Genomic DNA, 23,404 nt, shown 5'->3' on the forward strand with positions numbered 1-23,404 from the left:
CAATATTATGTGTTCTTTTTGCCACAATCTCGCTCTAGCGTGTCCGGGATGGATGCCGTCACTGCCGAGCCTATGATCAAGGCGCCGCCGCGTAAGCGACGGTTCACGGCTATAGGGACGCTGGAGATCGTGGTTGTGGCGCTGGCCATAGCCACCCCGGTCGCGACCTTCCTCTTCGTCCGCAATTTCGCGCACCAAGTGTTCAACCCCGGCGTCGCCGCCTCGCTGCTACTGGCGAACCTGCTGCCTTATGTCGCGCTGATCGTGCTGATCGGCCGGCGGATCGCCATCCACCATGCCGCCAAATCGGCGCTGGAGGGTGGGGGAAGGCTGCACGTGCGCCTGGTCGCGGTGTTCTCGCTTATGGCGAGCATCCCGATCGTGCTGACCGTGTTGGCCGCCTCAGTGATGTTCCAGTCGGGTGTGCAGCTCTGGGGCTCGGAGCGCGCGCGCAGTGCCTTCAATTCCACCAAGTCCTTTGCGGACCAGGGCAAGCGGCTGGTCATCCAACGCTGGACCGGCGAAGCCCGTTTCATGGCGGGCGATATCGCGGGCAAATACCCGGTCGTCCCGGATCGCTCGCTTGCCGTGCAGGACTATCTGATGCGGCAGACCTATAACCGCAATCTCTACCAGTTCGTCCTTTTCCACATTGTGGACCAGAAGAATGTGGTGGCGCTCTATTCCTACGACGCGCCCAAGCCGGATCTGTTCGCGGCCCGGGTATCGGGCCAGGTGCTCAATCTGCTGCGCGACGAAGACAGCTACACCAATTTCGACAACGAGATGCTCTGGGTGGTCACCCCGGTCGATCGGTCGCGCAACCTGTTCCTTTATGTCGCTACACCCAACAATGTTGACTTCCTCAGCAGCCAGAATCACGAAACCGACCGGATCATGTCGGAATTCAGCGCGCTCCAGGCCCGCGCGCGCTCACTCCAGGTCCAATTCAACCTGGTGCTGTTCGGCGTCGCATTGCTGATCGTCGGCCTGGCCACCTGGATCGCGCTCGCCGTCGCCGATCGGCTGGTGAAGCCGGTCGAGCAGCTCGTCACTGCTGCCCGGCGTGTCGCCGGCGGCGATCTCACCGCTCGTGTCGACATCCCGCAGACCGGTGACGAGATCAGCACGCTCAGCAACGCCTTCAACTCGATGACCGAGCGGCTACAGGCACAGACCAATGCGTTGGTCACCGCCAATGCCCAGATCGAAAGCCGCCGCGTGCTGATTGAAGCGGTGATGTCCGGTGTCTCGGCGGGCGTCATCTCGATCGATGCGCAGCGCAATGTCCGCCTGATCAACGAATCGGCGATCGAATTGCTGCATCAGGGCGAGGAAGAGCTGGTCGGCCGTGCGCTCAGCACCTTGGCCCCTGAGCTCAACGACCTGCTCGACACCGGCGACCGCGAGTCGGTGATCAAGCTCGGCACCGGCGCGGACGCGCGGACGCTCGCAGTGAAGGTCACCAGCGACGAGGCCGGCCAGGTGCTCACCTTCGACGACATCACCCAGCAGCTCAACGACCAGCGCCGCGCCGCCTGGTCCGATGTCGCGCGCCGCATCGCACACGAGATCAAGAACCCGCTCACCCCGATCCAGCTCGCCGCCGAGCGCCTCAAGCGCCGCTACGGCAAGAAGATCGAGCCCGAGGACGGCATCTTCGCCCAGCTGACCGACACGATCGTCCGCCAGGTCGGCGACCTGCGCCGCATGGTCGACGAATTCTCCTCCTTCGCGCGCATGCCCAAGCCGATGTTCCGCCAGGAATCCCTGCTCGACATCGCGCGCCAGGCGATGTTCCTCCACGAAGTCGCGCATCCCACGCTGCGTTTCGAGATGGAGGTGCCCGATCCCGCGCCGAGCCTTATCTGCGATCGCCGCCAGATCGGCCAGGCCTTCACAAATATTGTGAAAAACGCCGTCGAGGCGATTGAAGCACGCGGGGAAGGGGAGGCGCTTTCCCAGGGCGAGATCGTCATGACCATCCATGACGCGGCCGAAGGCAAGCTCACCCTGACACTGGCCGACAATGGCATCGGTCTGCCGGTCGAGCGTGACCGGATCGTCGAGCCCTATATGACCACCCGCAGCCGCGGCACCGGCCTGGGCCTCGCGATCGTTAAGAAGATCGTCGAGGAGCATTTCGGCACCATCGCCTTCTCGGACCGTCCCGGCGGCGGCACGCTGGTGACGATCTGCTTCGATACCGACCAGCTCGCCGAAATGGTGAGTTCCCCTGAAGGTGAAGGCGCCGACGAACCGCGCCCCGCCGTGCTTACCCGTACTGGAAGTGCCAAGTCATGAGTCTCGATATCCTGGTCGTCGACGATGAGCGCGACATCCGTGAGTTGGTAGCCGGCGTCCTCGAGGACGAAGGCTATGCCACGCGCGGCGCCGCCAACAGCGACGAGTGCCTCGAGGCCATCGCCGAACGCCGGCCCAGCCTAGTGCTGCTCGACGTATGGCTCCACGGTTCGCGGCTCGACGGGATGGAGATCCTCGACGAGATCAAGCGCCGAGACCCCTCGATCCCGGTGCTGGTGATCTCCGGCCATGGCAATCTCGACACCGCCGTCGCCGCGATCCGTCGCGGCGCCTCCGATTTCATCGAGAAGCCGTTCGAGGCCGAGCGCCTGTTGCTCATGGTCGAGCGCGCCACCGAGACCGAGCGCCTCAAGCGCGAAGTCGCCTCGCTACGCGCCTCGATCGGCCGAGAGGAGGACCTCACCGGCCAGTCGGGCGCGATCAACACCGTGCGCGCAACCTTGAAGCGGGTCGCCTCCACCGGCAGCCGCGTGCTGATCAGCGGCGGCGCCGGCACCGGCAAGGAAGTGGCCGCCCGGTTGCTCCATGGCTGGAGCCAGCGTACCGCCGCGCCCTTCGTGATCGTCAGCGCCGCGCGCATGCAGCCCGAGCGTGTGGAGGAAGAGCTGTTCGGCGTGGAGGAGGGCGGGGACCTGGTCCGCACCGGCCTGCTCGAACAGGCGCATGGCGGCACCTTGTTCCTCGACGAGATCGCCGACATGCCGATCGCCACCCAGGCACGGATCCTGCGCGTGCTCACCGACCAGAGCTTCACCCGTGTCGGCGGCACCCGCGTGGTCAAGGTCGATGTCCGCGTCGTCTCGGCCACGGCACGCGACCTTATGAACGAGATCGCCGAGGGCCGCTTCCGCGAGGACCTCTATTACCGGCTGAACGTGGTCCCGGTGACCATCCCCCCGCTCACCGACCGCCGAGAGGATATTCCCGTCCTGGTCGAGCATTTCGTCGCGCATTACGCAAACGAGCGCCGCGTACCGACACCGGAGGTGGCGCCGGACGCGATGGTGGCGCTGCAGAGCTATGAATGGCCCGGCAATGTCCGCCAGCTGCGCAACGTGGTCGAACGCACCGTAATCCTGGCGCCGGGCGATCGGATCGGCCGCATCGACCTCGACCTGCTGCCTCCCGAAGTGCTCGGCCGCCCGGCCGAGACCGGCGGCAACATGGGTGCCAGCGCGATCATGGGCGCGCCGCTCAAGGAAGCGCGCGAGAGCTTCGAACGCGAATATCTCCGCGTCCAGATCCGCCGCTTCTCGGGCAACATCTCGCGCACTGCCAGCTTCATCGGCATGGAGCGCTCGGCGCTGCACCGGAAGCTCAAGCTGCTGGGAATCACCGACAGCCGGGAAGAGTAGGGGGCTCATCCCCGCGACTCATTGCCTTGCAATGTAGGATTTCACATGCTTGGCTCCTGAAGCCGGGCATGCGGCCTTTCCCCCGCCCACCCGCGCGATGAACTACCAAGAGAATCAACATTTCTCCGAGTTGTCGCGCGGTGTTTGTAGGACCGCAACAAGCACCGCTGGACGATTTGCCGCCCAAAGCATAAAAGGGCGGCGCAGCGCGCCGGACGGGTGCGCGCACTCCGACGCCAGAGAACGGCGCCAAAGCGGGGAAACTCCCGCCAACAAAGAGAGTCACGAACGATGGCCGAAAAGCAGACCTCGCTTCAGGATCTGTTCCTCAACTCGCTGCGCCGGTCGAAGACGCCGGTCACGATGTTCCTCGTCAAGGGCGTCAAGCTCCAGGGCATCGTCACCTGGTTCGACAATTTTTCGGTGCTGCTCCGCCGCGACGGCCAGTCGCAGCTCATCTACAAGCACGCCATTTCCACGATCATGCCCTCGGGCCCGGTAGACCTCGCCCCGCTCCTCGAAGCGGTGGGAGAATTCCAGTCCAAGAATCCGGTATTGCAGGAGATTTTCCTGAATGCGGTCCGCCGCCAGCAGGAAAATGTCACCATGTTCCTGGTGAACGGCGTGATGCTCCAGGGCCAGATCGCCGCCTTCGACCTGTTCTGCATGCTGCTCCAGCGCGAGGGCATGGCCCAGCTGGTCTACAAGCATGCCGTCTCGACGATCCAGCCGGCCCACCCGCTGAACCTCGCCGAGGAACAGAATAGCGACGACTAAGGTTCGCACAGCATGAGTACTGGTTTCGAGCGCGACCCCGATGAATTCAGCCGGGGCGCGCGAGCGGTCGTGGTCTATCCGGACCTCGGTGGAAGCTCGCGCGATGCTGAAGCACGCCTGGAAGAGACGGCGGGCCTGGCCGCGGCGATCGGCGTCGACGTGGTCGAACGGGTGCCCTTGCGCATCCGCGCACCCAAGCCGGGCACGCTGATCGGCTCGGGCCAGGTCGAGGCGCTGGCCGAGACGGTGCGCGACAGGGAACTGACGCTCGCCGTGTTCGATGCCAGCCTCACTCCTGTCCAGCAGCGCAATCTCGAAACGGGGCTGGGCTGCAAGGTGATCGACCGCACCGGCCTGATCCTCGAGATCTTCGGCGAGCGCGCCCGCACCGCCGAGGGCCGGCTCCAGGTCGAACTGGCCCATCTCGATTACCAGGCCGGCCGCCTCGTGCGCAGCTGGACCCACCTCGAGCGCCAGCGCGGCGGCTTCGGCTTCCTTGGCGGCCCGGGCGAGACCCAGATCGAAGCCGATCGCCGGCTGATCCGCGACCGCATGGCCCGGCTGCGCCGCGAGCTGGATTCGGTCAGCCGCACCCGCAGCCTCCACCGCGACCGCCGTCAGCGGGCACCCTGGCCGATCATCGCGCTGGTCGGCTATACCAACGCCGGAAAATCCACACTTTTCAATCGCCTGACCGGAAGTGACGTCATGGCGGAGAACCTCCTCTTCGCCACGCTCGATCCGACGCTCCGTCAGATTTCGCTGCCCGGCATCGACAAGGCGATCCTGTCGGATACGGTAGGCTTCGTCTCCGAACTGCCGACCCAGCTCGTCGCCGCCTTCAAGGCGACGCTGGAAGAGGTCGTCTCGGCCGACCTGCTGATCCATGTCCGCGACATCGCCCATCCAGATACGGAGGCGCAGGCGGACGATGTCGAGCAGGTTCTGGCCGATATCGGCGTCGCCGAAGCCACGCCGCGCTTCGAGGCCTGGAACAAGATCGACCTGCTCGAAGGCGAGCTTCGCGATGCGCTACTGGCGGAGGCCGCGCGCCGCGACGACGTCATGCCGGTCTCGGCTGTGACCGGGGAGGGGGTGGATGCCCTGATCCAGGCCGTCGCCGCCCGCCTCACCGAGGGCCATCGCCGCTACACGATACTCCTCGATCCTGCCGACGGCGCCGCCGCGGCCTGGCTCCACCAGCATGGCGAAGTGCTCGAGCAGGGGATGGACGGCGAGCAGGCAGTGTACGAAGTGCGGATCGCACCGCGGGATTATGAGCGGTTCCTGACGCGGGGCTGAGCCCTCAAGGCGCCGGCAGGTACCGCTCCATTCGAGCCCGAAGCAGCGAGATCAAAGCCGGGTCCATGAACTCGTACTCGTCGGGGATGCCGAGCACGACGATGTTCTTGCCGTTCAGCGCTGCGCGGTAACGCTTCTGGATCCTGCTGCGATGCTCCCGCTCCATCGCGAAGATCAGGTCGGCCCATTCGATCAATTCGGCGCTGAGCGGGTTCTCGGCATCGTTGTTCGTGCCGGCCGAACTCGTCTCGATCCCCGGACGGTCGGCGAAGATCTGCTCCGCGGTGGGGCTGCGCAGCCGGTTCTGGCTGCAGACGAACAGGACATTCTTCATCGCGTCGCCAGCTTGGCCTTCACCCAGAGTTCTTCCTTGGCCTCGAGGTCCAGCGCTTCGAACATATCCCCAGCTTCGGCTTCCATGGCCTTGAAACGCTTCTCAAATTTCGCGTTAGCTACTCGCAGCGCAGCCTCCGGATCGATACCCAGCTTGCGCGCCCAGTTGACCATTGCAAACAGCAGATCGCCAACCTCCTCCTCGATCTCCGCCGGCGTAGCGGCCGCGTCTACCTCCGCCAGTTCCTCATCAATCTTGGCGCGGGCACCGCTGGGGTCGGGCCAGTCGAAGCCGGTGCGGGCGGCGCGCTTCTGGAGTTTCTCGGCCCGGAGCAGGGCGGGGAGGCCGGCTGCCACGCCGTCCAGCGCGCTCTCATGCCCCTTGGCGCCCCGCTCCGCGGCCTTGATTTGTTCCCAGAGGTGATGGCCGCCCTTGCTAGCGCCCAGGAAGATATGCGGGTGACGGCGCTCCATCTTGTCGCTGATCGCGCCCACGACATCGGCCAAGGCGAAGTCGCCGGCTTCCTCGGCCATGCGGCTGTGGAAGATCACCTGGAGGAGCAGATCGCCCAGTTCGTCCTTGAGGTCGTCCATGTCGCCACGCTCGATCGCGTCGGCCACCTCGTAAGCTTCCTCGATCGTGTAGGGGGCGATCGTCGCAAACGTCTGCACCGTATCCCATTCGCAACCGCTCACCGGATCGCGTAGCCGCGCCATGATCGCAACCAGCCGTTCGATATTGCTGGCCGAAGGGCCGGGAGAAGTCGGGGGAGTCATGCGAGGGGGCCTCTCCGGAACACATCCGTAAGATCGATAATATACATTATGTAAAATCTATTCCTGGTTGCCGGAGGTTGGCAGCAGCACCCTCTCTTCGCGGCGTCTTGCCGGTTCGAGGATCAAAACACGGTCTTCGACACGCCAGGATTTGAGCCGCGACAGGAAGTTCATGCCGAGCACGTCGAGATCACCGAAGCTGTCGCCCACGACCAATGGCAGGTCCTGCGTCGCGAGCGGCCCGATCGCCACCTCGTCCGCTCGCGCCGGCTTGGCCTGTACCGTGCCGTTGGCGGTCTCGATCAGCACTGGTGGCGCGAGCGATAGCTTCACGCCGGCGGCAGCAGCGGTGTCGGCCGAGATCGCCGTTACCGTCGCGCCGCTGTCGACCAGCATGCGCCGCTCGACGCCGTTGATCTTCACACGCGCCCAGAAATGCCCGTCCGGGCTCATCTTGATGCGCACCGTCTCGCCCTGGACGCTTTGCTGCTCGTAACCGAGCTTTTCGGACGCCGTCGCGAGCAGCCCGCCCAATTCCTGGCGGTGGTTCATCACGATCACCATCGCCACACCGACAATGCCCCAGAGCACCAGGGTCTGGGCCAATCCCCGGAGCGTGATACGCTGCACCGACAGTGCCTTCAGCGCGAGCATCAGTGCGCCGAGCAGGAACAGCAGCTGGAGCAGGCGATCGTTGGTCATGCCGCGACCTCCATGCCGTCGAAGCCTGGCTCGACTCCGGCGGGAAGCGTGGCCATCAGCGTCGCATAGTCCATCGAATTGTCCATATGGGCGAGCAGGGCGCGACGCGGCGCCAAGTCCCTCACCCACTCCAGCACGGCATCCAGATGCGCATGCGTCGGATGCGGCTTGCGGCGCAGGCAGTCGACCACCCACACATCCACATCCTTATACAAGTTACGCATATCCTGCGTCATCTCATTGAAATCTATAGCATAAGCTATAGATTTTCCATTACTTTCTAAGCGCAGCCCGGCTGAAGTAATGCCGCCGTGCGGCTGATCCACCACCTGCACCCGGATATCGCCGATCGTGATCGTGTCGGGTAGCGGCTCGATCGCCACCGTCGGCCGGTAGAGCTTGCTTCCCTTGAACGCATAGCCGAAGCGCTGCGTGAGCTGCTCTAGCGTGAAGGGCCGCGCAAGGCCGCGCACGGGCTCTCCTTCCCGCGCGTGCATGACCTGCCGCAAGTCGTCTATGCCATGGCAGTGATCGGCATGGTCGTGCGTCCAGATCACTGCATCGAGATCGGCGATGCCGGCGGCCAGCGCCTGCTCACGGAAATCGGGACTGGTGTCGATGAGGATGCAGGTTGTCTCGGTCCACACCATCACCGAGGCACGCAGGCGCCGGTTCTTCGGCTCAGCGGGATCGCAAGCGCCCCAGTCGTTCCCGATCCGCGGCACGCCGGACGAAGTCCCCGAGCCGAGGATGCGCAGCTTCATGCCAGGGTCTTGGCGAACAGCTGGTGGAAGTTCGCGCGGGTGGCATCGGCCAGCGCGTCGGGGGCCTCGCCGCGCAACTGGGCAAGGAAGCGGCAGGTGTCGGCGACGAACGCCGGCTCGCCCGTCTTCCCCCGGTGCGGCACCGGCGCGAGGAAGGGCGCATCGGTCTCGATCAGCAGGCGATCGAGCGGCAGCTGCGCCGCAGTATCCTGCAGGTCCTTGGCGTTCTTGAACGTCACGATGCCCGAGATCGAGATGTAGAAGCCAAGCTCCAGCGCGATCTCCGAGAATTCGCGGCTCGCGGTGAAGCAGTGGATCACCCCGGGGAAAGCGCCCTTCCCCATCTCGTCGCGCAGGATCTCGGCGGTGTCCGCCTCGGCGTCGCGGGTGTGGACGATCAGCGGCAGCTGGGTCTCGCGGCACGCGGCGATGTGCGCGCGGAAGCTCGCACGCTGGCGGTCGCGGTCGCTATGATCGTAATAATAATCGAGCCCGGTCTCGCCGATGCCGACCACGCGCGGATGCCGCGCCTTCTCGATAAGCTTGGATGCGTCGATATCGGGATGCTCGTCCGCCTCGTGCGGGTGGATGCCGACCGAGGCCCAGACGTCCGCCTCACGCTCGGCGACGGCGATCACTTCGTCCCATTCGCGCTCGCGCGTCGAGATGTTGAGCATCGCGACTACGCCCGCTTCCCGGGCGCGCGCCAGCACCTCGGGCTGCTGCTCGCCCAGGCCCTTGTAGATCAGGTGGCAGTGACTGTCGGCGAGGTTCACGCGTCTTCCTTCAGCTCCAGCCGGGGAAAGATGGGGGTCGGCGGCGCGATCCGGAAGTCCGCATCGCCCTCACGCCCCAGCTGGTCGAGCAGCTTTTGCGCCGAACCGGGCACCACCGGCGCGATCGTGACGGCAAGACGTCGGATCGCACGCAGAAGCGTGTGCAGCACCGCATGCATCCGCTCGGGATCGGTCTTGCGCAGCCCCCAGGGCGCCTGCGCGTCGATATACTGGTTGCAGGCGAACACGCCGGTCATCCACAGCTCAACACCCTGGCTGAGCGCGAGATCCTCGAACCCTCGGATGAAGCCGCCACAGGCATTGTCGACCTCCGCGATCAGCACCGCGTCGGCATCCTCGGCCCGGCCCGTCTCGACCAGCCCCTCGCAATTCTTGGCGATGAAGGCGAGCGTGCGCTGGGCCAGGTTGCCGAAGCTGTTCGACAAATCGGCATTGGCGCGCATGACGATCGCCTCGTCGCTAAACGTGCCGTCATTGCCGAAGCTCACATCGCGCAGCAGGAAATAGCGCAGGGCATCGACGCCGTAATAGTCCGCCAGTGCCATCGGATCGACGACATTGCCGACGGACTTGGACATCTTCTCCCCGCGATTGAGCAGGAAGCCGTGCCCGAACACCTGTTTGGGGAGCGCTATCTTCGCCGACATCAGGAAGGCCGGCCAATAGACCGCGTGGAAGCGGACGATGTCCTTGCCGATCAGGTGGATATCCGCCGGCCAGTAGCGCGCCAGGCGTTCCCGATCGTCGGGGTAGCCCGCGCCGGTCAGGTAATTGGTCAGCGCGTCGACCCAGACATACATCACATGCCCGGGCGAACCGGGCACCGGCACGCCCCAGTCGAAGCTGGTGCGGCTCACGGAAAGGTCGACGAGCCCGCCCTCGACAAAGCGCAGGACCTCATTTCGCCGTGATTCCGGGCGGATGAAATCCGGGTTGGAAGCATAGAGATCGAGCAGGGGCTGCTGGTATTTGGAGAGCTTGAAGAACCAGGTCTCCTCCGCAGTCCATTCCACCGGCGTACCCTGGGGGGAGAGCTTCTCGCCCCCCGGCCCTTCGACGAGCTCCTTCTCTTCGTAAAATGCTTCGTCGCGCACCGAATACCAGCCCTCGTAGCGATCGAGATACAGGTCGCCGGCATCGGCCATCGCCTGCCAGATCGCCTGGCTAGCCTTGTAATGCTCGGCCTCGCTGGTGCGGATGAAGCGATCGCACGAGATATCGAGCTTCTCGGCCATCTCGCTGAAATAAGACGACATCTCGTCCGCCAGCTCACGCGCGGTCATGTCGCGGTCGCGCGCCGTCTTGACCATCTTGAGGCCATGCTCGTCGGTGCCGGTCTGGAAGAACACGTCGCGGCCCTGCTGGCGCTGGAAGCGCGCGATCGCGTCGGCGGCGATCATCTCATAGGCGTGCCCGATATGGGGGCGGCCATTGGGATAGTGGATCGCGGTGGTGATGTAGAAAGGGTCGGCCATCCGGGGCATCTAGAGGCTGGATGCCCGAGCGGCAACGCCCCCGTCGCAATATGCGCGTTCGCGCGCGGCTCTTCCCTTCGAGAGTATGGCCACCCTCACAAGCCCTCCGAAACTAGGCCCCGGCCTCGCTAGGCGAACACGCTGCTCAGCCCAGCATATGCTCGGTGGCAAAGGGCGAGTCCGGAATCGCCACCCCTGTCTTCTGCTCGTGCACCTTGCGCACCGCCTCGGCGACCTCCTTGTCGATCGCTTCCTTCTCCTTGGGCGGCAGCTTCTGGTAATCCTCTTCCGAGAGGTCATGCTTCTTGAGCACCGCGTCGCGGGCGCGTTCCTCGGGCGTCTGGCTCGCCGCCTTCTTGAAGGCCTCCAGGATCGCATCGAAGCTTGTGTCGCTCGGGCCATTGGCCTGCGACGTCGCCCCAGCGCTGGCGCCGATGCTGGAGGTGCCGACGATACCCGTGATGCTGGTCATGTCCGATCCCCTGTTTCGGGTCCGGAATAAGCCGCTCTGCCTAAGGCCGCGTTAAACGCGTCCCAGCCGGGCGAGGATGCCACCCATCTCGAAGACGGTGGCCGAAGCGTCGAGCGACAGCCCCGTCGCTGCCCCGCCCAGCTCGCGCGCCGCACCATAGGCGTCGAGCGCGGTACGCAGCGCATCGCCGGAAAGCGGCCGCGCGCGTTCGGCGATGAAGCTCGGCGCGCGCTCGAGGAACGCCTCGTAGCGCGGCTGCGCGGCCTTGCTGCCGAGCAGCTTGGCGAGGCGCGAGCGGATCATGTTGGAAGGATCGCCGGTATCGGCCAGAGCCGCCATCTCCGCTTCGATCGTGGCGATATCGAGCCCGGCGAAGCCCAGGGCGCGACCGGGAGAACCCTCCCCCGCCTTGACCAGCGCCGCGATCTCGGTGCTCGTTGCGTCGGGCAGCTGCTCGCGCAGGATCGCCGTGACATCCGCGTCCGCCAGCGCCTCGAAGCGCAGCAGCCGGCAGCGCGAGCGGATCGTCGGCAGCAGCCGACCCGGCGCATGGCTCACCAGCAGGAAGACCGTCCCTACCGGCGGCTCCTCGAGGTTCTTGAGCAGCGCGTTGGCGCCCCCCCGCTCGAGATCGTCGATCGCGTCGATCACCACGACGCGATGTTCCCCCGCTTCGGGATGACGTGCGTAGAATGGCTGCAGCGAACGGACCTGGTTGATCGTGATGCTGCGCGCCAGCGCTTCGTCGGGCTTGTCCGGATCCTTGGGCAGGCGAACCAGCTCGCGATACCGGGGATGCGCACCGGCGGCGATCTGATGCTCATGGCTCTCGATCGGCTGGGAATTGTTCTTCGCGAGAAGGCGCAATGCCACCTCCCGGGCAAACATGCCCTTCCCCACCCCTTCGGGCCCGGCGATCAACCAGGCATGGTGCAGCGCTCCGCTCGCCATGGCAGCGGCAAGTGCCTCGCGGGCATGTTCATTGCCGATCAGGGGCATCGCGTCTCTTGTTTCCCTCCCTTCCAGGGAGGGGCAAGGGGTAGGTCTGCCGAGAGCGAGGCTCGATCCCTCGATGGCGGCTTCGATGGCGAGGGCAGTCGGCTCGCTTCGCGCGCAATCCACCCCCAACCCCTCCCTTCAAGCGAGGGGAGTTTCAAGCGTTACGCCCCGAACAGCGACCAGAACCCGCGCCAGGCGCGCCCGAAGAAGCCCGCCTCGCCGATGTCCTTCTCCGCGACCAGCGGCACGGTCTGCGACGGCAGGCCTGGCGAATCGACGACCAGGTCGGCGATATGGTCCCCCGCCTTGAAGCCGGCCGGGACCGGGCCGTTATAGACGATGCGTGCCTGCATCTCGGGTGCTGTGCCCGCCGGTACGGTGGCGGTCAGGTCGCGCGGGGCGACCACGCCGACGCTGCCCGACGTGCCGCCCTGCACCTGCACTTCACCCACCTTGCGGCCCTTCTTGACCAGCGGGCGGGCCTGCCAGGCGCGGAAGCCCCAGTTCATGAACTTGACCGATTCCTCGGCGCGGCCGCCATAGGTGTCGAGCCCGGCGACCACCATCACCAGGCGACGGCCATTCTGCTCGGCCGACCCGGTGAAGCCATAGCCGGCCTCATCGGTATGGCCGGTCTTGAGGCCATCGGCACCCTGCACCTTGCCGAGCAGCGGATCGCGGTTCGACTGGCTGATGTCGTTGCCGGCCCCCAGCGTCTTGCCCCAGGTGAAGCTCGGCAGCGCATAATATTGCTTGTAGAGATCCGGATGGTCCTGGATCGTCGCCTTGGCGAGATGCGCCAGGTCACGCGCGGTCACATAGGTGCGGCCTTCGTCGGGCCACCCGTTCGACGTGCCGAAATGGCTGTTGCTGAGGCCAAGCTTCTTGGCAGCTTCGTTCATCCGCTGGACGAACGCTTCCTCGGTGCCGGAGATGCCCTCGGCAAGCACGACGCAGGCATCATTGCCCGAAAGCGTGACGATGCCCTTGAGCAGGTCGGAGACGGTCGGCTTCTCGCCCACCGCCAGGAACATGGTCGAGCCCTGCGAATGCCACTTCTTCCAGGTCTCGGGCTGCACCTCGATCTGCCTGTCGAGCTTGAGGTCGCCCTTCTTGATCAGGTCGAATGCGACATAGACCGTCATCATCTTCGCCATCGATGCCGGCGGGATGCGGCGATCGGCATCCTTGGCATAGAGCACCGCGCCGGAGGACAGATCCTCCATATAGGCGATCGGCGCCGGCGTATCGAAGGGCGGGCCGGCCGCGTTCGTCGACTGGGCGGCGGCAAGCGCAAGGAACGATGCGGCGAGCAGAAGCTTCTTCATGTGGTCCGTCCGGCCTTTCAGTTGGCTTGGACGCGTGCATCTCCATAGCCCGCGCCCGCGGCACGCCGCCGTGCCGCATCGGCCTCACCCGCCGTAGCGAAAGGACCGAGCTGAACACGATAGAGCCCGCCACCCGGCTTTACGAACCCGCCTAGGCTTTGGGCAAGCGCTTGTGCACGGGCAGCGTTAGAAAGTGCGGCGACCTGCACGATATACTTGCCGTTTGCGGCCGGCCGAGCCGCTGGCGGGGCACTACGAACCGGCGCCGGGCGCGGCGCGGTGGTCCGCGGCGGGCTGTAGCTGGGCGTACGCGGCGCGGCGCTGGCATAGCTGGGCGGGTTCGGCAGGCGCTTGCGCAGCGCGGTGAGCAGCACCTGCGGCGCATCGGCCCGCGCGCCGGCGGGCTGGCCCGCCTGCAGCGCGTTCTTGTCCATCGCGGGCGGGTTCACGCTGCGGATACGGACGCCGACGCTATCGCCGCTCGCCCCGAGCAGCCGCGCGGCGCCGGCAGAAAGGTCGATAGGATGGTCGGCACCCGGATCGGTGCCGGTGACGAGCACCAGGATCGTCTTGCCGGTATCCAGTGAAGTGACTTCGACATAGGAGTTCGCCGGCAGCGAGCGGTGCATCGCCACCACCGCCTGATCTGCCGCGCCGCTTACCGGGCGGACGCCGGCATAACCGATCTCGTCATAGCGCGGGGTTTCGCCGGGTGCCGGCTGCGACGAACCGGCCGGGCCGGCCACGCCAGCGGTGGGGTCGCCATAGTCCTGGGGCAGCGACGGCGGCGCCTGTTGCTGGACGACCGGCGCGGGTGCCCGGCGGGTCTGGCGCACCGGAGCGATCCCGGGAACCGCATAGGAAGCGCCCGGCGCACTCGATTGCTGCGGCGCCGGCGCGGGATCGGCCCATTGCGGCTGTGGCTCATATTGGGGTTGGGGCTGCTGCACCACCGGCTCGGGCGCCGGCTGCGCTTGCGGCTGCTGGCGCGCGGGGCGCGAACGGATCGTGCCGTCCGCGGCGCGCCACGTCTCCGTCGCCTGCGCGTCGGGTTGGGACTGGGGACCGCCATAGGCCTGCGCCCCGACGGAGCCCCGCTGGAAAACATGGGCATGGCTCGGCGCTCCACCACACAGGGCAGCCAGGAGCGGGAGTGCGAAAATGCTAGCGTTCGACCTCATCGGCAAGGAGACCTACCGACAAAGCGTAAAAATTCGAGCAATTATAGTCGAGGATCACGCGATAATTTCCGGTGAGCAGATAGCCGGTCTTGCCCGGCCCGTCGGGCTCGATCAGCGTCGCCTGGACATTATCGGCCGGCCAGGCGCGGGTCTGCGGCACGATTCCGAGCGCGCGCCACTCCGCCATGGTCTTCCAGCGGCTATGCCGATCGAACACGCGTGGGCAGCGCGGCGCCGTCGTCCTGGTCGCGAGCACGGCGCGATTGAGCGTCGCGGGCACGGTCACCGCGAAGCCCCAGGGCTGGCCCGGGCGCCAGCCGGCATTGACGAAGTAGTTGGCGATCGACGTGAGCGTGTCCGCTTCGCTCGTCCAGATATCGGCCATGCCATCGCCGTCGCCGTCCCGGGCGAGTCGGAGATAGACCGAGGGCAGGAATTGCGGGCCGCCGAACGCCCCTGCCCAGCTCCCGACCAGCTTCTCGCGCGGCACCCCGCGATCGACCATCTTGAGCGTGGCGATGAACTCGCTGGCGAACAGGTCGCGCCGGCGGCCTTCATAGGCCAGGCTGGCGAGCGCGCGCGGCAGGTCGAATCCGCCCATCACCCGCCCGTAATTGGTTTCGTGGCCCCAGATCGCGACCATGATCGATTCGGGGACACCGGTCTCCGCCTCGATCCGCTGCAGCCGCGAGCGCTGGCGCTGATAGGCGGCGCGCCCCTGGCTGATTCGCGCGGCATCGACATGGGCGCGACGATACGGCTCGAAATTGGAGATCGGTGCGTTGGGCGCGGTCTCGGGCTGCTGCCGGTCGAGCGCCACGACGCGCGCATTATAGGTAAGCGTCGGGATCACCGCGTCGATCGTCCGCCGGCTCACTCCCTCGGCTGCCGCCTGGCGCGCGAGATCACCCAGATATGTCTGGAAGCCGCTCTCGTCCTGGGCGATCGCGGGCGCGCTCACCGGCGCCGCCGCGATCACGGCTACACCAAGTGCCAACAGGCTACGCATCACACTACTCCGTCCCCGCATGCGCTTTTTGTGCCACAGGGCGACACAATGCAGAACCCCCTGCCGCGGGCATTCGTCAACAAATTGTGGCGGATCGTCGCCGATCGCGATAGCGGAGGCTGCGCGCGGAGAGGTGGCCGAGTGGTTTAAGGCAGCGGTCTTGAAAACCGCCGTGGGTGCAAGCTCACCGTGGGTTCGAATCCCACCCTCTCCGCCAAAACTTTTCCAAAAATTTTCCACGCATTTCCGACCTGTGACCGCGCGTGCCTGAGGTATCTGTGTCCAGCAGGCCACAGTCCATGTGACATTTTGCGCTGGTCCCTCGGCTCACATCCAAAGAACTCGTTGTATCTCAGCAGCATGACCCGTTTCTGGGAATAGCATTTATTTTGGGCGTTTTTACCGGCCACCCCGGCGACCCGGCTATATTATCCGCGTGGCACTTCGGCCGCGGGAACTGAGGGGAAGGAGCAGAGCTCTACGAGCATCTTGCCCAGGCGGGCATAGGATCACTCCAGTACCGGGTCACGGCCGTCCTTTCGGCCGTTCCGACCTGTCCAAGTGGGAGCCCCGGAGGGGAGGCTCCGCGCGAACACAATCATCGCTGCTATCCCATTCTCCGGCGAGACCTGTCGCGCCGGGTGGAGAGGCGCGCGCTTTTTGCCGTCGCAACGCACCCGACAGACCGCCGGAGAATCCTTCCTCACCCAGCAGGTCCCGCACCGACCGGAGCATCGGCTGGCCCCTGAGCAGGGCCACGCAGGCCAGTGCCGAGGCACGAGAGCATCGCAGAATTCCAGGGAAACAACGACGACCCCGAGCGGGGTCACCAATCTTTCAAGGTGGGTACTGATAATCATGACGAAGCATTTCCTGTTGTTCACTGTCGCGCCGTTCGCGCTCATCGCCCCGGCAATGGCCGAGACCGCGCCTGCCGCATCGGCCGCCAACGACGCCAAGACCGCCAAGCCTGAGGGCGAGGCCCAGAAGGCCCCGGTCAAGAAGGGCACCGAAGAAGTCTTCTCGACCGGCGTCGCCAAGGGCCGCGACCGTCTCGACAGCGCCACGTCGACCAGCGCGCTGCGCGCCGCCGAGATCGACAAGATCGGCGCCCGTTCGATCTCCGAGATCCTGCGCGACATCCCCGGCATCCGTTCGGAAGCCTCGACCGGTGAAGGCAGCGCCAACATCACGATCCGCGGCCTCCCGATCGCCTCGACCGGCGCCAAGTTCCTGCAGCTGCAGGAAGACGGCCTGCCGATCCTCGAGTTCGGCGACATCGCCTTCGCGACCGCCGACACCTTCCTGCGCGCCGACCTGAACCTGGCCGCGGTGGAAGCGATCCGTGGCGGTTCGGCCTCGACCTTCGCGTCGAACTCGCCGGGCGGCATCGTCAACTTCATCTCGAAGACCGGCGACACCGATGGCGGCGCCGTGCAGCTCTCGGCCGGCCTCGACTATGGCATGCGCCGCGTCGACTTCGACTATGGCGCGCACATCACCCCGACGCTGCGCTTCCATGTCGGCGGCTTCTACCGCGACGGCGCCGGCCCGCGCGAGACCGGCTACACCTCGACCCGCGGCGGCCAGATCAAGCTGAATGTCACCAAGGAATTCGACGGCGGCTATATCCGTTTCTACGCCAAGTATCTGGACGATCGTACGCCTGCGTACGACATCACCCCGATCGCGGTCAGCGGCACCAACACCGATCCGAAGTATGCGAACATCGCCGGCTATGACGTGCGTCACGACTCGCTGTTCTCGAAATACTATCAGAGCCAGCTGACGCTCGACGGCAACAACCAGGTCGTCCGTGACGACGTGACCGCCGGCCAGCACCCGATCCAGAAGTCGGTCGGCATCGAGAGCAAGTTCGAAGTCGCTGGCTGGGATATCACCGAGAAGTTCCGCTACTCGAACATGTCCAACCACTATATGGGCATCTATTACACCCAGTTCGTGCCCGTCGCAGCAATGCCGGCGGCGTTCGGCGCCCCAGGGGGCACGGTGCGCTTCGCCAGCGGCCCGAACGCCGGCGCGACGGTCACCAGCCCGACCACGCTGAACGGCAACGGCATCGGCGCGCTGATGATGCTCGCTGATACTGACCTCAACGACCTGAGCAACATCACCAACGACGTCCGCGCCAGCAAGGTGTGGAACCTCGGCGGTAACGACCTGACCACCACGGTCGGCCTGTACAGCTCGCACCAGACGATCGACTCGGACTGGAACTGGGCCAGCGTTCTCAGCGGCATCGCCTCTAACGGTAACGCCCAGCTGCTCGACGTCGTCACCGCGACCAACATCAAGGTCACCCAGGACGGCACGCTGCGCTATGGCGCGCCGACCCCAGGCCAGTTCCGCCGCGGCTACAAGCTGAGCTACACCACCAACGCGCCCTTCGCTTCGGTTAATCTGAAGATTGGTGGCGTCTCGATCGGTGGCTCGCTGCGCTATGACTTCGGCAAGGCCGAAGGCACGGTGTTCGGCTCGGACCTGGGCGGCGGTCGTGTCGGCGTCGGTCCGCATGACATGAACGGCGACGGCACGATCTCGGTCCCCGAGATGGCGGTGGCCTTCACCCCGGCGCGTCCGGCTCCGGTCGACTACACCTATGGCTATCTGAGCTATTCGGCCGGCATCAACTGGCGCATCGCCGAGCAGCTCGCGGTGTTCGGCCGTTACAGCCGCGGCGGCCGCGCCAATGCCGACCGCATCCAGTTCAGCCCGCTGGTCAACTCGCTGACCGGCGCGATGGCGAACAAGGACGCCGCAGTGGACGTGGTGCATCAGGCCGAAGCAGGCGTGAAGTTCCGTAACGACAACCTGACGCTGAACGTGACCGGCTTTTGGGCCAAGGCCGAGGACAGCAACCTCGACTCGACCACCGGCCTGCCGCTGCTGCGCGACTACAAGGCGATCGGCGCCGAGTTCGAGGGCAGCTACCGCATGGGCATCTTCAGCATCACCGCTGGCGCGACCTATACCGACGCGGAAATCACCAACGACGTGCTGACCCCGGCGAACAGCGGCAACACGCCGCAGCACCAGGCGAAGCTGATCTATCAGGTCACCCCGCAGATCACGACCGACCAGTTCAGCGTCGGTGCGGTGATCGTCGGCACCACGGGCAGCTACGCCACGGCGGCCAACACGCTCAAGGTGCCGGGCTACACCACGACCAACGCGTTCGTGCAGTTCCGTCCGCTCGACCGCGTGACCCTGTCGCTCAACGCCAGCAATCTCTTCGACGTCCTCGCGATCACCGCGATCGACGACGCAGTGATCCCGGCGGTTGGCGTTGCTCGCGCGCACGTCCTCAACGGCCGCACCATCTCGGCTGCGGTCCGCTTCGACTTCTGATCGGGCACGGGACCCGGGCTGCGCGAGGAGCGCGGCCCGGGTCCTTTCCCGTTTGGAAGGCCCCCTTTGAGGGTGGCGCAAATGCGGTCGCAAGAACCGCCACCCCGATAAAGGCTAGGAAATATGTTCAAGGCCATGAAGATCCCCAGGAAGCTGGGTCTCTCGTTCCTGACGATCTGCGCGACTGCGGCGATCGTGATGCTGGTGTTCTACTCCAGCATTTCGTCGATTCGCGGCTCGACCGACGCGAACAATCTCAGCCAGTCGATCCATGCCAAGACGCTCGGCCTGGAGACTGCGCTGCTGCGTCAGAACAGCCAGATGCGCGGCTTCCTCGTCACCGGCGACGAGACTTATCTCAAGTCGTACAATGAAGGCGGCGCCGACTATGACAAGACGTCGGCGGAGCTGGAAACCGTACTCCAGGATCCCAAGCTCGACGCCGCTTTGCTCAAGTCGCGCGAGGAAACGCTCAAGTGGCGCAAGGACTGGAGCGATCGCCTGATCGCCAAGGTCAAGGCCGGCCAGCGTGACGCGGCCGAGGCCGAAGTCCGCGCCGCCGGCAAGGCAGTGCTCACCAGCAACGCCGTGCTGCCGCTGCGCGAGATCAAGGACGCGCAGACCGCGCTGATCGAGAAGAATGGCGCACGCCAGGAATCGGCGATCGGCACTGCGCTGTTCGTGCTCGTCATCGGCGCGATCGCGCTGATCGGCATCGCCATCGCGCTCGCCTGGATGCTCACCCGCCTGATCGCGGCCCCGGTGTCGGGTCTCACCCGTACCATGGCGGATCTCGCCGCGGGCCGGAACGACATCGCCGTACCCGATACGGATCGTGGAGACGAGCTGGGCGACATGGCACGCGCCGTGCTGGTGTTCCGCGATGCCGCGGTAGCCAAGCAGACCTCGGACGCAGCCAACGCCAAGGCAGAGGCCGAGCAGAAGATGGTCGTCGAGACCGTCTCGGCGCACCTCGCCGAACTGGCGGGCGGCAACCTGACGGCCGAGATCACCCGCGAGTTCCCGGGCGACTATGCGACGGTGAAGACCAACTTCAACGCCGCCGTCACCGAATTGCGCAGCCTGATTGCCTCGGTGATGGAATCGACCCAGTCGATCCATACCGGCTCGAACGAGATCGCCCAGGCCTCCGAAGACCTGGCGCGGCGCACCGAGGCCAATGCCGCCAGCCTCGAGGAGACGGCTGCCGCGGTCACCCAGATGAACGGCCGCCTGCGCGCGACCGCCGATGCCGCCAAACGCACGGTTGCCCGCGCCGACGACACGATCGCCACCGTCACCGACGGCCGCGAGACTGCCGACGAAGCGGTGCAGGCGATGACTCGCGTCGCGGACAGCGCCAAGGGCATCGACTCGGTCATCGAAGGCCTCGACAAGATCGCCTTCCAGACGCGCGTTCTCGCGATGAACGCTGCCGTCGAAGCCGGTCGTGCCGGTGAGGCCGGCCGCGGCTTCGCGGTCGTCGCCGACCTGGTCAGCGCGCTTGCCATGCGGGCGGAGGAAGAGGCTGGCCGCGCTCGCGACCAGCTGACCGCTACCCAGACCGACATCACCGCGGCAGTGGAGATGGTGCAGCGCGTCGATGGCGCGCTCGCCAACATCTCCACCGGCGTCGGCGAAGTCCACGGCCTGCTCGGCGAGATGGCGTCTGACAACCAGGCCCAGGCGACGGCGATCAGCGAAGTCAGCACTGCGATCGGCGCGATGGACCAGTCGACCCAGCAGAACGCGGCGATGGTCGAGGAAACCTCGGCGGCGGCGCGCAACCTCGCCGGTGAAGTGACCACGCTGTCCGAACAGGCGCGTCGCTTCAACGTCGGCGAGCCCGGGCGCAGCAGGCCTGCGCCGATGACGACGGCCAGGGCCTATACCTCGCCGGTCAAGCCGCTGCCCGCGGCTGCAGTCTCGGCACTCGTTCGCAAGAACGGCGCCGACACGGCGATGGACGACTGGCAGTCCTTCTGAATGCGGACCGGCCCGGTGGCGCACGCTACCGGGCCGGCTCGTGCGTGTCCGCGTATCACCGCCTCCGGGCGGCAAGGAAAATACAAGATGAACATGATGGTTCCCGCGATCGAGGACGAGCTTCGCCGCCAGGCGCGAGTCGCGCGCCGGCTCGGCTCGCCGTTCGTCGCCTCGGTGCTCGAGGCCGGGCACCGCCAGATCGATCGTGCCCCGCGCACCGCCGCGCTGATCCAGGGCTGGCAGCGCGATCCCTCCGCTTCCGCGCTCGCGATGCGCTTCAACGCCGCGCTCCATTTGCTGGCACGTCGCGGCGAGCCCGAGGCACTGCGCGCGCTCTATGCGCGCGAGCATGATGATTATGATGGCGCGATCGGCGCCGCGCTTGCCGCTTCGGACGAATTCATCGCCGGCTGGATGGAGAATACTCCGCAAACCAACGAAGTCGGCCGCGCCGCCGCGATCGGCGCCGCGCTGATGGCCGCGCGCCACCGCTTCGGCCTGCCCTTCGAACTGTTCGAGCTGGGCTCCAGCTGCGGCCTCAACCTCAACCTTGCCCGCTACGGCTATGATCTGGGCGGCGTGATCGCCGGCGTGGAGCATTCCCCCGTGCAGGTCGTGCCCCTGTGGACCGGCCCCGCACCCCTGCCCGCGCCGATCGAAGTGGCTGCGGCGCGCGGTGTCGATCTCAATCCGCTGGATGCCGGCGACCTGGCGACGCGCGAGCGGCTGCTGTCCTATGTCTGGGCCGATCAGCCCGGCCGCGCCCGCCGGCTCGAGCGCGCACTCGCCATGGCGCTGCGCTATCCGCCGCGGATCGACCGCTCCGACGCCGCTTCCTGGCTTGCCCAGCGGCTCGAGGAGCCCCAGCAGGCCGGGCTGTGTCGCGTCGTCTTCCATTCGATGGTGCTGCAATATCTCACCGCCGAGGACCGGCAGTCGGTACTCTACGCGATCCGCACCGCCGGCGCCCGCGCAACCGAGGAGCGCCCGCTCGCCTGGATAAGCTTCGAATGGACGCCGACGCGCAGCGAAGTACACCTCTCGCTCACCACCTGGCCCAGCGGCGAGACGAAGCGGCTGGCGACCTGCCATGCCTATGGCAACTGGATCGACTGGCGCGGTTGAAGCGCGGATCCGGGAAGCGCCTAGTTTCCCGGCATCACCTTCCACAGCGCCTGCGCGACGCCGCCGCCGCCCAGGCTGACCGGTGCGCTCTCTTCCTTCCCGTCGATGCGCAGCACCAGCATGGTGCTGAGCGGCGAGCCGCGGAAGCGTGGCTTGCGATAGTCGGAAAGGATGTCGTGGACCGCCCAGCTGCTCCCGCGCACGCTGGTCGTGTTCTTGCCGACGTCCAGCGTGGCGAGGTGCCAGGCGGGCAGCGCCCGCACTTGCTCGATTGAAAAGCCAGTCTGGAGCAGTACCGGCTCCTCATGCGGCACCGGCCTGGCGGCCGGAAGCACGGGGGCTTCACGGCGTTCCACGCCATGATAGGCGATCGGCAGGAAGGTGGGACGCTGTGCCAGGCCACGGCCAGGCGGCGCCTTGCGCGCGGCGCTACCGGCCGCCAGCAGCGCCTTCACATTGGGAACGATCGGTAAATCGCGATCGCCAGCCAATACAGTCGTAGGCGCAGCGCACGCAGCCACGCAAAGCAGCAGACCCTTGAGCATCACCAGTTTCCCCAGCAGGTGAATTAGGTCGAGGATGTCCTATCTCGCGGACAAGCGCAATCGGCCGCGCATCCTTCTGGCGCGCGGCTTACTCGTTATGCCGTAAGTGCTTCGAAAGCTTCGGGTGTGAGCGATGTCTGGAATTCGAGGCCGGCCTCGAAATCATTGGACCATACGACTCGCGCGGCGACATGGCCGATATTGGGCAGCGCCAGCCAGATCATCGACTGGGCCTTGACCAGCGAATAGGTCTGGATGCGGGCGCCGTGCAGCGAAAGGTCGGTGACCTTGCACAATGCGCGATCCAGGCCCCCCCGGCCGATCTTCGCATCGAGGGACACGGGCGCACGCATGGACCGCCGCCGGCCAAGTTCCTCGGCTGGTTCGAATTCCGCTGCGAATGCTCGTGCTGCGCTTGCCATGACAGCAAGCTAACCGCGGGTGGCTAACGGCGCGTTAACGAGAACGCGCCGTTTCACCCATCCGGCTTACTTCTTGCCGAGGTTCAGGCCGCCAAAGCGCTTGTTGAAGCGCGCAACCTGGCCGCCCTGATCGAGAAGCTGACCGCGGCCGCCGGTCCAGGCCGGGTGCGCCAGCGGATCGATCTCGAGCTGCATGAGATCGCCTTCCTTGCCCCAGGTCGAGCGGGTCTCGTAGGTCGTCCCGTCGGTCATCTGGATCTTGATCATGTGGTAGTCGGGGTGGGTATCTTTCTTCACACCAAATTCCTTGAAAAAGCCGCCGGTTTCCGACCGGCAGGAGGGCGCGCGCCTAGCAGAGGCG

21 protein-coding genes and 1 tRNA gene are annotated in these 23,404 nt (G+C 66.0%); 8 read left to right on the top strand and 14 right to left on the bottom strand.

Annotation, left to right across the window (positions count from 1 at the left end):
* The first annotated feature begins 72 nt into the window (after positions 1 to 72).
* The 4 genes from AC1RPL_RS02245 (at position 73) to hflX (ending at position 5,759) form a co-directional block, all read left to right on the top strand.
* Positions 73 to 2,304, top strand: coding sequence for a sensor histidine kinase NtrY-like (locus AC1RPL_RS02245; RefSeq protein ID WP_493069067.1), 2,232 nt, complete (start codon positions 73 to 75; stop codon positions 2,302 to 2,304).
* A complete protein-coding gene (ntrX, locus tag AC1RPL_RS02250) occupies positions 2,301 to 3,680 on the top strand; it encodes a nitrogen assimilation response regulator NtrX (RefSeq protein ID WP_493067626.1) in 1,380 nt (459 codons plus the stop codon). Before AC1RPL_RS02245 ends, ntrX begins: the two co-directional genes overlap by 4 nt.
* A gap of 219 nt (positions 3,681 to 3,899) precedes the next feature.
* Entirely contained in the window at positions 3,900 to 4,457 is a 558-nt protein-coding gene (gene hfq, locus AC1RPL_RS02255; RefSeq protein WP_493067627.1) for an RNA chaperone Hfq, read from the top strand.
* Positions 4,458 to 4,469: 12 nt separating this feature from the next.
* Positions 4,470 to 5,759 (top strand): GTPase HflX, encoded by a 1,290-nt coding sequence (gene hflX / locus AC1RPL_RS02260; RefSeq protein WP_493067628.1) that lies wholly within the window; start codon positions 4,470 to 4,472, stop codon positions 5,757 to 5,759.
* 4 nt (positions 5,760 to 5,763) lie between these two features.
* On the opposite strand, the gene AC1RPL_RS02265 is transcribed toward hflX, so the two are convergent.
* The 11 genes from AC1RPL_RS02265 to AC1RPL_RS02315 all read right to left on the bottom strand — a co-directional run bounded on the left by AC1RPL_RS02265 (position 5,764) and on the right by AC1RPL_RS02315 (position 15,596).
* Complete coding sequence (locus tag AC1RPL_RS02265; RefSeq protein ID WP_493067629.1) at positions 5,764 to 6,093, bottom strand: low molecular weight protein tyrosine phosphatase family protein; 330 nt, start codon at positions 6,091 to 6,093, stop codon at positions 5,764 to 5,766.
* A complete protein-coding gene (gene mazG / locus AC1RPL_RS02270) occupies positions 6,090 to 6,869 on the bottom strand; it encodes a nucleoside triphosphate pyrophosphohydrolase (protein ID WP_493067630.1) in 780 nt (259 codons plus the stop codon). Before mazG ends, AC1RPL_RS02265 begins: the two co-directional genes overlap by 4 nt.
* A gap of 57 nt (positions 6,870 to 6,926) precedes the next feature.
* Positions 6,927 to 7,571: a retropepsin-like aspartic protease family protein gene (locus tag AC1RPL_RS02275; RefSeq protein ID WP_493067631.1), complete on the bottom strand. Its 645-nt coding sequence runs from the start codon at positions 7,569 to 7,571 to the stop codon at positions 6,927 to 6,929.
* Positions 7,568 to 8,335, bottom strand: coding sequence for an MBL fold metallo-hydrolase (locus AC1RPL_RS02280; protein WP_493067632.1), 768 nt, complete (start codon positions 8,333 to 8,335; stop codon positions 7,568 to 7,570). The genes AC1RPL_RS02275 and AC1RPL_RS02280 overlap by 4 nt, the downstream gene beginning before the upstream one ends.
* On the bottom strand, positions 8,332 to 9,111 hold the full coding sequence (locus AC1RPL_RS02285; RefSeq protein WP_493067633.1) for a TatD family hydrolase: 780 nt from the start codon (positions 9,109 to 9,111) through the stop codon (positions 8,332 to 8,334). Before AC1RPL_RS02285 ends, AC1RPL_RS02280 begins: the two co-directional genes overlap by 4 nt.
* Positions 9,108 to 10,607, bottom strand: a complete 1,500-nt coding sequence (gene metG / locus AC1RPL_RS02290; RefSeq protein WP_493067634.1) for a methionine--tRNA ligase — start codon at positions 10,605 to 10,607, stop codon at positions 9,108 to 9,110. Before metG ends, AC1RPL_RS02285 begins: the two co-directional genes overlap by 4 nt.
* Before the next feature lie 145 nt (positions 10,608 to 10,752).
* Positions 10,753 to 11,079, bottom strand: a complete 327-nt coding sequence (locus AC1RPL_RS02295; RefSeq protein WP_493067635.1) for a hypothetical protein — start codon at positions 11,077 to 11,079, stop codon at positions 10,753 to 10,755.
* 51 nt (positions 11,080 to 11,130) lie between these two features.
* Positions 11,131 to 12,078 carry a DNA polymerase III delta subunit-related protein gene (locus tag AC1RPL_RS02300; protein ID WP_493067636.1) on the bottom strand — a complete coding sequence of 316 codons (948 nt, stop codon included), beginning with the start codon at positions 12,076 to 12,078 and terminating at the stop codon, positions 11,131 to 11,133.
* 161 nt (positions 12,079 to 12,239) lie between these two features.
* Positions 12,240 to 13,406, bottom strand: a complete 1,167-nt coding sequence (locus AC1RPL_RS02305) for a D-alanyl-D-alanine carboxypeptidase family protein (protein WP_493067637.1) — start codon at positions 13,404 to 13,406, stop codon at positions 12,240 to 12,242.
* Between the two features lie 17 nt (positions 13,407 to 13,423).
* On the bottom strand, positions 13,424 to 14,587 hold the full coding sequence (locus AC1RPL_RS02310) for an SPOR domain-containing protein (RefSeq protein ID WP_493067638.1): 1,164 nt from the start codon (positions 14,585 to 14,587) through the stop codon (positions 13,424 to 13,426).
* On the bottom strand, positions 14,571 to 15,596 hold the full coding sequence (locus tag AC1RPL_RS02315) for a lytic murein transglycosylase (protein ID WP_493067639.1): 1,026 nt from the start codon (positions 15,594 to 15,596) through the stop codon (positions 14,571 to 14,573). Before AC1RPL_RS02315 ends, AC1RPL_RS02310 begins: the two co-directional genes overlap by 17 nt.
* A gap of 127 nt (positions 15,597 to 15,723) precedes the next feature.
* Between AC1RPL_RS02315 and AC1RPL_RS02320 the strand changes: the two genes are divergently transcribed.
* From AC1RPL_RS02320 to AC1RPL_RS02335, 4 genes are all read left to right on the top strand, one after another.
* Positions 15,724 to 15,813 (top strand) — tRNA-Ser (locus AC1RPL_RS02320).
* Positions 15,814 to 16,454: 641 nt separating this feature from the next.
* Positions 16,455 to 18,965 carry a TonB-dependent receptor domain-containing protein gene (locus tag AC1RPL_RS02325; RefSeq protein ID WP_493067640.1) on the top strand — a complete coding sequence of 837 codons (2,511 nt, stop codon included), beginning with the start codon at positions 16,455 to 16,457 and terminating at the stop codon, positions 18,963 to 18,965.
* Positions 18,966 to 19,088: 123 nt separating this feature from the next.
* Positions 19,089 to 20,951: a methyl-accepting chemotaxis protein gene (locus tag AC1RPL_RS02330; RefSeq protein WP_493067641.1), complete on the top strand. Its 1,863-nt coding sequence runs from the start codon at positions 19,089 to 19,091 to the stop codon at positions 20,949 to 20,951.
* A gap of 87 nt (positions 20,952 to 21,038) precedes the next feature.
* On the top strand, positions 21,039 to 22,076 hold the full coding sequence (locus tag AC1RPL_RS02335) for a DUF2332 domain-containing protein (protein ID WP_493067642.1): 1,038 nt from the start codon (positions 21,039 to 21,041) through the stop codon (positions 22,074 to 22,076).
* Positions 22,077 to 22,096: 20 nt separating this feature from the next.
* On the opposite strand, the gene AC1RPL_RS02340 is transcribed toward AC1RPL_RS02335, so the two are convergent.
* From AC1RPL_RS02340 to rpmE, 3 genes are all read right to left on the bottom strand, one after another.
* The gene (locus AC1RPL_RS02340; RefSeq protein ID WP_493067643.1) at positions 22,097 to 22,567 is read right to left on the bottom strand and encodes a hypothetical protein; all 471 of its coding nucleotides are present in this window, start codon (positions 22,565 to 22,567) and stop codon (positions 22,097 to 22,099) included.
* A gap of 149 nt (positions 22,568 to 22,716) precedes the next feature.
* Complete coding sequence (locus tag AC1RPL_RS02345; protein ID WP_493067644.1) at positions 22,717 to 22,974, bottom strand: PilZ domain-containing protein; 258 nt, start codon at positions 22,972 to 22,974, stop codon at positions 22,717 to 22,719.
* A 135-nt stretch (positions 22,975 to 23,109) separates the two neighbouring features.
* The gene (gene rpmE / locus AC1RPL_RS02350; RefSeq protein WP_493067645.1) at positions 23,110 to 23,340 is read right to left on the bottom strand and encodes a 50S ribosomal protein L31; all 231 of its coding nucleotides are present in this window, start codon (positions 23,338 to 23,340) and stop codon (positions 23,110 to 23,112) included.
* Positions 23,341 to 23,404 lie beyond the last annotated feature (64 nt).

It is taken from the genome of Sphingomonas sp. GW821-FHT12D09 (genome assembly GCF_058807215.1).